General features: G+C 48.5%; 2 protein-coding genes, 20 tRNA genes and 3 rRNA genes (1 of these 25 running past the window's edge). 2 read left to right on the forward strand and 23 right to left on the reverse strand.

Translation table 11 applies throughout. The features are described from left to right. The first annotated feature begins 36 nt into the window (after positions 1-36). Both MKZ10_RS15330 and MKZ10_RS15335 read left to right on the forward strand, forming a co-directional pair. Positions 37-948: a 1,4-dihydroxy-2-naphthoate polyprenyltransferase gene (locus MKZ10_RS15330; RefSeq protein WP_342505806.1), complete on the forward strand. Its 912-nt coding sequence runs from the start codon at positions 37-39 to the stop codon at positions 946-948. 109 nt (positions 949-1,057) lie between these two features. After that, on the forward strand, positions 1,058-1,732 hold the full coding sequence (locus MKZ10_RS15335) for a TraR/DksA C4-type zinc finger protein (RefSeq protein ID WP_342505807.1): 675 nt from the start codon (positions 1,058-1,060) through the stop codon (positions 1,730-1,732). Positions 1,733-1,965: 233 nt separating this feature from the next. Here MKZ10_RS15335 and MKZ10_RS15340 read toward each other — a convergent pair. The 23 genes from MKZ10_RS15340 to MKZ10_RS15450 form a co-directional block, all read right to left on the reverse strand. Further along, positions 1,966-2,037, reverse strand: a tRNA-Glu gene (locus MKZ10_RS15340). Between the two features lie 7 nt (positions 2,038-2,044). Beyond that, positions 2,045-2,135 (reverse strand) — tRNA-Ser (locus tag MKZ10_RS15345). 7 nt (positions 2,136-2,142) lie between these two features. Next, a tRNA-Asn gene (locus MKZ10_RS15350) sits at positions 2,143-2,217 on the reverse strand. Position 2,218: 1 nt separating this feature from the next. Then, a tRNA-Ile gene (locus MKZ10_RS15355) sits at positions 2,219-2,295 on the reverse strand. Between the two features lie 6 nt (positions 2,296-2,301). Beyond that, a tRNA-Gly gene (locus MKZ10_RS15360) sits at positions 2,302-2,375 on the reverse strand. 6 nt (positions 2,376-2,381) lie between these two features. Next, positions 2,382-2,457, reverse strand: a tRNA-Phe gene (locus MKZ10_RS15365). A gap of 22 nt (positions 2,458-2,479) precedes the next feature. Then, positions 2,480-2,555, reverse strand: a tRNA-Asp gene (locus tag MKZ10_RS15370). Between the two features lie 3 nt (positions 2,556-2,558). Next, positions 2,559-2,633 (reverse strand) — tRNA-Met (locus MKZ10_RS15375). A gap of 172 nt (positions 2,634-2,805) precedes the next feature. After that, a tRNA-Ser gene (locus MKZ10_RS15380) sits at positions 2,806-2,898 on the reverse strand. Between the two features lie 17 nt (positions 2,899-2,915). After that, positions 2,916-2,992: transfer RNA gene (locus MKZ10_RS15385), tRNA-Ile, on the reverse strand. Positions 2,993-2,999: 7 nt separating this feature from the next. After that, positions 3,000-3,073: transfer RNA gene (locus MKZ10_RS15390), tRNA-Met, on the reverse strand. Positions 3,074-3,096: 23 nt separating this feature from the next. Beyond that, positions 3,097-3,172 (reverse strand) — tRNA-Ala (locus tag MKZ10_RS15395). Positions 3,173-3,178: 6 nt separating this feature from the next. Next, positions 3,179-3,255, reverse strand: a tRNA-Pro gene (locus tag MKZ10_RS15400). Positions 3,256-3,272: 17 nt separating this feature from the next. After that, a tRNA-Arg gene (locus MKZ10_RS15405) sits at positions 3,273-3,349 on the reverse strand. Between the two features lie 27 nt (positions 3,350-3,376). Continuing rightward, a tRNA-Leu gene (locus tag MKZ10_RS15410) sits at positions 3,377-3,465 on the reverse strand. A gap of 7 nt (positions 3,466-3,472) precedes the next feature. Then, a tRNA-Gly gene (locus MKZ10_RS15415) sits at positions 3,473-3,547 on the reverse strand. An 8-nt stretch (positions 3,548-3,555) separates the two neighbouring features. Next, positions 3,556-3,637 (reverse strand) — tRNA-Leu (locus MKZ10_RS15420). A gap of 37 nt (positions 3,638-3,674) precedes the next feature. Then, a tRNA-Lys gene (locus MKZ10_RS15425) sits at positions 3,675-3,750 on the reverse strand. Between the two features lie 6 nt (positions 3,751-3,756). After that, positions 3,757-3,832 (reverse strand) — tRNA-Thr (locus MKZ10_RS15430). A 21-nt stretch (positions 3,833-3,853) separates the two neighbouring features. Further along, positions 3,854-3,929, reverse strand: a tRNA-Val gene (locus MKZ10_RS15435). Between the two features lie 182 nt (positions 3,930-4,111). Then, a 5S ribosomal RNA gene (rrf, locus tag MKZ10_RS15440) occupies positions 4,112-4,227 on the reverse strand. 151 nt (positions 4,228-4,378) lie between these two features. Continuing rightward, positions 4,379-7,311, reverse strand: a 23S ribosomal RNA gene (locus MKZ10_RS15445). A 269-nt stretch (positions 7,312-7,580) separates the two neighbouring features. Further along, a 16S ribosomal RNA gene (locus MKZ10_RS15450) occupies positions 7,581-7,751 on the reverse strand (it continues 1,381 nt past the right edge of the window). Together the 16S, 23S and 5S rRNA genes with 20 tRNA genes alongside form the textbook arrangement of a ribosomal RNA operon.

Below are 7,751 nucleotides of genomic sequence, written 5' to 3' on the forward strand. Positions count from 1 at the left end.
ATGATTATAGTACAAAATGATAGGGAGAGAAAAATTTTGCAACAGACAATAAAAGCAGATACAGGATGGCGTATTTGGTGGCAACTGACACGTCCACATACCCTAACAGCAGCTTTCGCACCTGTATTTCTTGGCACGATGATTGCGTTACCTAGTACAAACATTCATTTTCCTTTATTCTTCGCAATGCTGACCGCCAGTATCTTCATCCAAATGGCGACAAATATGTTCAACGAATACTATGATTTCAAACGGGGTCTTGATACAGAGCATTCCATCGGTATTGGAGGCACAATCGTCCGCAATGGTATCCAACCCAAAACGGTATTGAATCTGGCCTTTTTACTATATGGAATTTCCGTCCTAATCGGTATCTATATTTGTATGGAAACGTCATGGCTACTCGCAATTGTTGGTATCCTGTCGATGATGGTAGGCTATTTCTACACCGGTGGACCATATCCAATCGCCTACACACCTTTTGGTGAGTTAGTATCTGGCGTAGTAATGGGCATGCTGCTCATCCTCATTGCCTTTTACCTTCAAACAGGAACTGTCACGACAGAAGCCATCCTATTGTCCATACCAAGTATGCTACTTGTAGGAGGAATCATGATGGCCAACAATATTCGCGATATTGAAGGAGATACTGAAGGTGGTAGGAAAACACTTGCCATCCTAGTCGGTCGACCCAACGCTATCACAATTTTAATGTTCTTTTTTGTCATATCTTATGGCTGGATCATCGCGCTGGTTATTTCAGGTTACCTGACACCTTGGGCACTTCTTGTTTTGCTCAGTGTCAAAAAACCAGCAACAGCAATCTCTGTATTCCGAAAAAATTTGCAACCAATTGAAGTAATGCCTGCTATGAAAAATACAGCTGTGACAAATACACTATTTGGTTTGTTACTTGGTCTTGGTATACTCTTCAATCACGTATTTTAAAATAGACAAGCATGTAGCACCGATTTGATTTGGTGCTACATGCTTTTTTTTATTAAATCCAAAACTTTTGCACATACTGTTTGTATTCTCAAAAAGGACGTGACCAAACGTGCTAACTGACAAACAACAATCACTGTTAAAAAAAGAGTTATTCAATATGAAAGAACATTTAACAACAACGGCAGAACAAACTGATAGCAAGGAAAGTGCACAAGAAGCCTCCAGTGAACTTTCGATGTATGACAATCATCCTGCTGATATGGGTACAGAACTGTTTGAACGTGAGAAAGACATCGCCCTAAACGTACATGCGAATAATGAACTAACTAAAGTAGAGAACGCCATACAGGCGATGCTCGAGGGCACCTATGGCATTTGCGAAGTATGCCAACATGAAATTCTATTCGAAAGACTTGAAGCTATTCCTTACACAACGCTTTGTATTGATCATGCGAACGAACAAGAAGTACCAAATGATCGTCCAGTCGAAGATGATATCCTTATCATGGCTAACCCAAATTCGTATGCCGATAGAAGATCTGGAGCAGCCCGCGACGGCGAAGACAGCTTCCAAGAAATCGCTAAGTCTGGCACCTCAGAAACCCCTTCAGACTTCATAGGCGACCATGACAGCTATGACACACTATACGACAGCACTATCGAAGACGGGGCTTCAGAAGAAGCGATTGAAGAGTTTGTAGGTACAGACATCAGTGGTAAAACACGCGGTTTCATTAGGTCCGACGCATCCGTGCAATACGAGGAGGAATTGGATAGTCAATAACAAAAAGCGACATCCCAGATTACCTATCGAGCCCCGGGATGTCGCTTTCATTATTTGGATTAAAACTGAACAACATTTTCTTAGAACTAAGCTACCTTGAGATAAAGCTGGGCTACGAATATTGTGGATTCATACGCTGATATGCTCACAATACAAAATTCTATAATTCTCAAAGTAGGAAAAAAGCTAGGTTATGAGTTCTTGAAGAACTCATAACCTAGCTTTTTATTGTATGACCCCTACGGGATTCGAACCCGTGTTACCGCCGTGAAAGGGCGGTGTCTTAACCGCTTGACCAAGGGGCCAAATATATGGCGGAGAAGGAGGGATTCGAACCCTCGCACCGCTTACGCGATCTATACCCTTAGCAGGGGCACCTCTTGAGCCACTTGAGTACTTCCCCATATAAATGGCTCCGCAGGTAGGACTCGAACCTACGACCGATCGGTTAACAGCCGATTGCTCTACCACTGAGCTACTGCGGAATGGTGGGCCTAAGTGGACTCGAACCACCGACCTCACGCTTATCAGGCGTGCGCTCTAACCAGCTGAGCTATAGGCCCTAATTTTGGAGCGGATGAAGGGAATCGAACCCTCATCATCAGCTTGGAAGGCTGAGGTTTTACCACTAAACTACATCCGCATAAGATGGTGGCTCAGGACGGAATCGAACCGCCGACACAAGGATTTTCAGTCCTTTGCTCTACCGACTGAGCTACTGAGCCACATTATGTATTTTTGAAAAAATGGCGGTCCCGACCGGGATCGAACCGGCGATCTCCTGCGTGACAGGCAGGCATGTTAACCGCTACACCACGGGACCATTTGGTTGCGGGGGCAGGATTTGAACCTGCGACCTTCGGGTTATGAGCCCGACGAGCTACCACTGCTCCACCCCGCGACAATATTATTCATAATAATAAAAAGTACACGCAATTCATTTTCCATCTAGGATTTCGCTGTAATTTCCTTTCAGGAAATTACACAAATCACATTCTTCGTTATGTGACTTGCTCCACCCCGCGACAATATTATTACTATTTTTTTCAATGTGATTCATTAATCAAGAAAAATGGAGGAGGTAGAGGGATTCGAACCCCCGCGCGGTTTAACCCGCCTGACGGTTTTCAAGACCGTTCCCTTCAGCCGAACTTGGGTATACCTCCATGTGAAAATATAGTACTGGTGGACCTTGCAGGACTCGAACCTGCGACCGGACGGTTATGAGCCGTCTGCTCTAACCAACTGAGCTAAAGGTCCTTTAAGATGGCGGCAGAGGGGATCGAACCCCCGACCTTACGGGTATGAACCGTACGCTCTAGCCAGCTGAGCTACGCCGCCAGGATCTTTATATAAGTTGTTTTTGGTGGAGCCTAGCGGGATCGAACCGCTGACCTCCTGCGTGCAAGGCAGGCGCTCTCCCAGCTGAGCTAAGGCCCCATAAAGTGGTCGGGAAGACAGGATTCGAACCTGCGACCCCTTGGTCCCAAACCAAGTGCTCTACCAAGCTGAGCTACTTCCCGTTAGATATAAAATATAATGGCGCGCCCGGCAGAAGTCGAATCCACAACCTCCTGATCCGTAGTCAGGTGCTCTATCCAATTGAGCTACGAGCGCATATAAGTGTACTTAATTTATAAGATTTGGTGCCGAGAACCGGAATCGAACCGGTACGGTAGTCACCTACCGCAGGATTTTAAGTCCTGTGCGTCTGCCAGTTCCGCCACCCCGGCAAAGAATTGGAGCGGAAGACGGGATTCGAACCCGCGACCCCGACCTTGGCAAGGTCGTATTCTACCACTGAACTACTTCCGCATTATAAGTGCGGGTAAAGGGAGTCGAACCCCCACGCCCGAAGGCACTAGATCCTAAGTCTAGCGCGTCTGCCAGTTCCGCCATACCCGCAATATATAACATGACTCGCAGTCATGAAAATGAAAAATGGTGAGCCATGCAGGATTCGAACCTGCGACCCTCTGATTAAAAGTCAGATGCTCTACCAACTGAGCTAATGGCTCGAAAAGTGGTGCCGGCGAAAGGACTTGAACCCTCAACCTACTGATTACAAGTCAGTTGCTCTACCAGTTGAGCTACACCGGCTAAAGTGTATTTATAAAAAAATGGTGGAGGATGACGGGCTCGAACCGCCGACCCCCTGCTTGTAAGGCAGGTGCTCTCCCAGCTGAGCTAATCCTCCTGGGTAAAAGTGCGATAAGCTTCGCATTACTGCGTCAACTTCATTCGCTTACTCAGTCACGTAGTTATGTACGCTCCTTCGTTCTCTCAATCGTTTCCTTGTACTACTCGCTTCTCCCACTTTTACCGGGATTACAATAAGTAAAATTAGACGTTTTGAATGTTATATGTAATGAATTACAGGCCCGGCGACGTCCTACTCTTGCAGGGGGAAACCCCCAACTACCATCGGCGCTGAAGAGCTTAACTTCCGTGTTCGGTATGGGAACGGGTGTGACCTCTTCGCCATCGGCACCAGACCTGCATCATCTTTTTCCAAAGACAATACTCATTATATCAAATCAGTTAAGATTTGCAAGCACTTTTTTATGAACGGTACTTATTCGTTCAAAACTGAATAAAACAGACAGTGTGTTTCACAAATCAGGGCCAACCTGCCCTTTTTACTAGAAGGTTAAGTCCTCGTTCGATTAGTATCTGTCAGCTCCACACGTCGCCGCGCTTCCACCCCAGACCTATCAACCTCATCTTCTTTGAGGGAACTTACTTACTTGCGTAATGGGAAATCTCATCTCGAGGGGGGCTTCATGCTTAGATGCTTTCAGCATTTATCCCGTCCACACATAGCTACCCAGCGATGCCTTTGGCAAGACAACTGGTACACCAGCGGTGTGTCCATCCCGGTCCTCTCGTACTAAGGACAGCTCCTCTCAAATTTCCTGCGCCCGCGACGGATAGGGACCGAACTGTCTCACGACGTTCTGAACCCAGCTCGCGTACCGCTTTAATGGGCGAACAGCCCAACCCTTGGGACCGACTACAGCCCCAGGATGCGATGAGCCGACATCGAGGTGCCAAACCTCCCCGTCGATGTGGACTCTTGGGGGAGATAAGCCTGTTATCCCCGGGGTAGCTTTTATCCGTTGAGCGATGGCCCTTCCATGCGGAACCACCGGATCACTAAGCCCGTCTTTCGACCCTGCTCGACTTGTAGGTCTCGCAGTCAAGCTCCCTTATGCCTTTGCACTCTACGAATGATGTCCAACCATTCTGAGGGAACCTTTGGGCGCCTCCGTTACTCTTTAGGAGGCGACCGCCCCAGTCAAACTGTCCACCTGACACTGTCTCCTGCCCCGATAAGGGGCATGGGTTAGAAGTCCAATACAGCCAGGGTAGTATCCCACCAACGCCTCCTCCGAAGCTGGCGCTCCGGAATCTTAGGCTCCTACCTATCCTGTACAGGCTGCACCGGAATTCAATATCAGGCTACAGTAAAGCTCCACGGGGTCTTTCCGTCCTGTCGCGGGTAACCTGCATCTTCACAGGTATTATAATTTCACCGAGTCTCTCGTTGAGACAGTGCCCAGATCGTTACGCCTTTCGTGCGGGTCGGAACTTACCCGACAAGGAATTTCGCTACCTTAGGACCGTTATAGTTACGGCCGCCGTTTACTGGGGCTTCAATTCAAAGCTTCGCTTGCGCTGACCTCTCCTCTTAACCTTCCAGCACCGGGCAGGCGTCAGCCCCTATACTTCACCTTACGGTTTTGCAGAGACCTGTGTTTTTGCTAAACAGTCGCCTGGGCCTATTCACTGCGGCTCTCTCGGGCTTTAACACCCTAACAGAGCACCCCTTCTCCCGAAGTTACGGGGTCATTTTGCCGAGTTCCTTAACGAGAGTTCTCTCGATCACCTTAGGATTCTCTCCTCGCCTACCTGTGTCGGTTTGCGGTACGGGCACCTCCCGCCTCGCTAGAGGCTTTTCTTGGCAGCGTGAAATCAGGGACTCCGGAGATTAATCTCCTCGCCATCACAGCTCAATGTTATAGGAACGGGATTTGCCTCATTCCACACCTTACTGCTTAGACGCACATAACCAACAGTGCGCTCACCCTATCCTACTGCGTCCCCCCATTACTCAAACGGCGGGGAGGTGGTACAGGAATATCAACCTGTTATCCATCGTCTACGCCTTTCGGCCTCGACTTAGGTCCCGACTAACCCTGAGCGGACGAGCCTTCCTCAGGAAACCTTGGGCATTCGGTGGAAGGGATTCTCACCCTTCTTTCGCTACTCATACCGGCATTCTCACTTCCAAGCGCTCCACCAGTCCTTACGGTCTAGCTTCAACGCCCTTGGAACGCTCTCCTACCACTGATACCAAAGGTATCAATCCACAGTTTCGGTGATTCGTTTAGCCCCGGTACATTTTCGGCGCAGCGCCACTCGACCAGTGAGCTATTACGCACTCTTTAAATGATGGCTGCTTCTGAGCCAACATCCTGGTTGTCTGGGCAACGCCACATCCTTTTCCACTTAACGAATACTTGGGGACCTTAACTGGTGGTCTGGGCTGTTTCCCTCTCGACTACGGATCTTATCACCCGCAGTCTGACTCCCAAACATAAATCATCGGCATTCGGAGTTTGTCTGAATTCGGTAACCCGGGATGGGCCCCTAGTCCAAACAGTGCTCTACCTCCGAGATTCTTAAGTTTGAGGCTAGCCCTAAAGCTATTTCGGAGAGAACCAGCTATCTCCAGGTTCGATTGGAATTTCACCGCTACCCACACCTCATCCCCGCATTTTTCAACATACGTGGGTTCGGGCCTCCAGTAAGTGTTACCTTACCTTCACCCTGGACATGGGTAGATCACCTGGTTTCGGGTCTACGACCCCATACTCATTCGCCCTATTCAGACTCGCTTTCGCTGCGGCTCCGCATTCACTGCTTAACCTTGCATGGAATCGTAACTCGCCGGTTCATTCTACAAAAGGCACGCCATCACCCATTAACGGGCTCTGACAACTTGTAGGCACATGGTTTCAGGATCTATTTCACTCCCCTTCCGGGGTGCTTTTCACCTTTCCCTCACGGTACTGGTTCACTATCGGTCACTAGGGAGTATTTAGCCTTGGGAGATGGTCCTCCCGGATTCCGACGGAATTTCACGTGTTCCGCCGTACTCAGGATACACTCTGGAGAGAATGGACTTTCGACTACGGGGCTTTTACCCGCTACGGCGGACCTTTCCAGGTCGCTTCGCCTAATCCATTCCTTTGTAACTCCGTATAGAGTGTCCTACAACCCCAGGAAGCAAGCTTCCTGGTTTGGGCTTTTCCCGTTTCGCTCGCCGCTACTCAGGGAATCGATGTTTCTTTCTCTTCCTCCGGATACTTAGATGTTTCAGTTCTCCGGGTCTGCCTCGTTTACGCTATGTATTCACGTAAACGTACTGCCCCATTATGGGCAGTGGGTTTCCCCATTCGGAAATCTCCGGATCAAAGCTTACTTACAGCTCCCCGGAGCATATCGGTGTTAGTGCCGTCCTTCTTAGGCTCCTAGTGCCAAGGCATCCGCCATGCGCCCTTTCTAACTTAACCATTCGGCTTCCGATTTCTCGAAACCCTCATTAGTGTGTATTTGTTTACAGCGATGTAAAACAAATGCACGTAAAAAGGTATTGCAATCGTAAATAACAAGTTATTTACGTGGTTGATTCTTGATTTGTTACTATCAATGTCGTTTTATCCAGTTTTCAATGAACAAGTTTAAAAAAGGCATCTCTTATTATAAAAGATAAACCTTCAAAACTGAACGCAAAACGTCAACTTGCAGACCCCAAGGGTCTACATTCCGAATAATTCCTTAGAAAGGAGGTGATCCAGCCGCACCTTCCGATACGGCTACCTTGTTACGACTTCACCCCAATCATCTGTCCCACCTTCGGCGGCTGGCTCCCGTAAGGGTTACCCCACCGACTTCGGGTGTTACAAACTCTCGTGGTGTGACGGGCGGTGTGTACAAGACCCGGGAACGTATT

Origin of the sequence: Sporosarcina sp. FSL K6-2383, assembly GCF_038618305.1 — a bacterium.
Lineage (GTDB): Bacteria > Bacillota > Bacilli > Bacillales_A > Planococcaceae > Sporosarcina.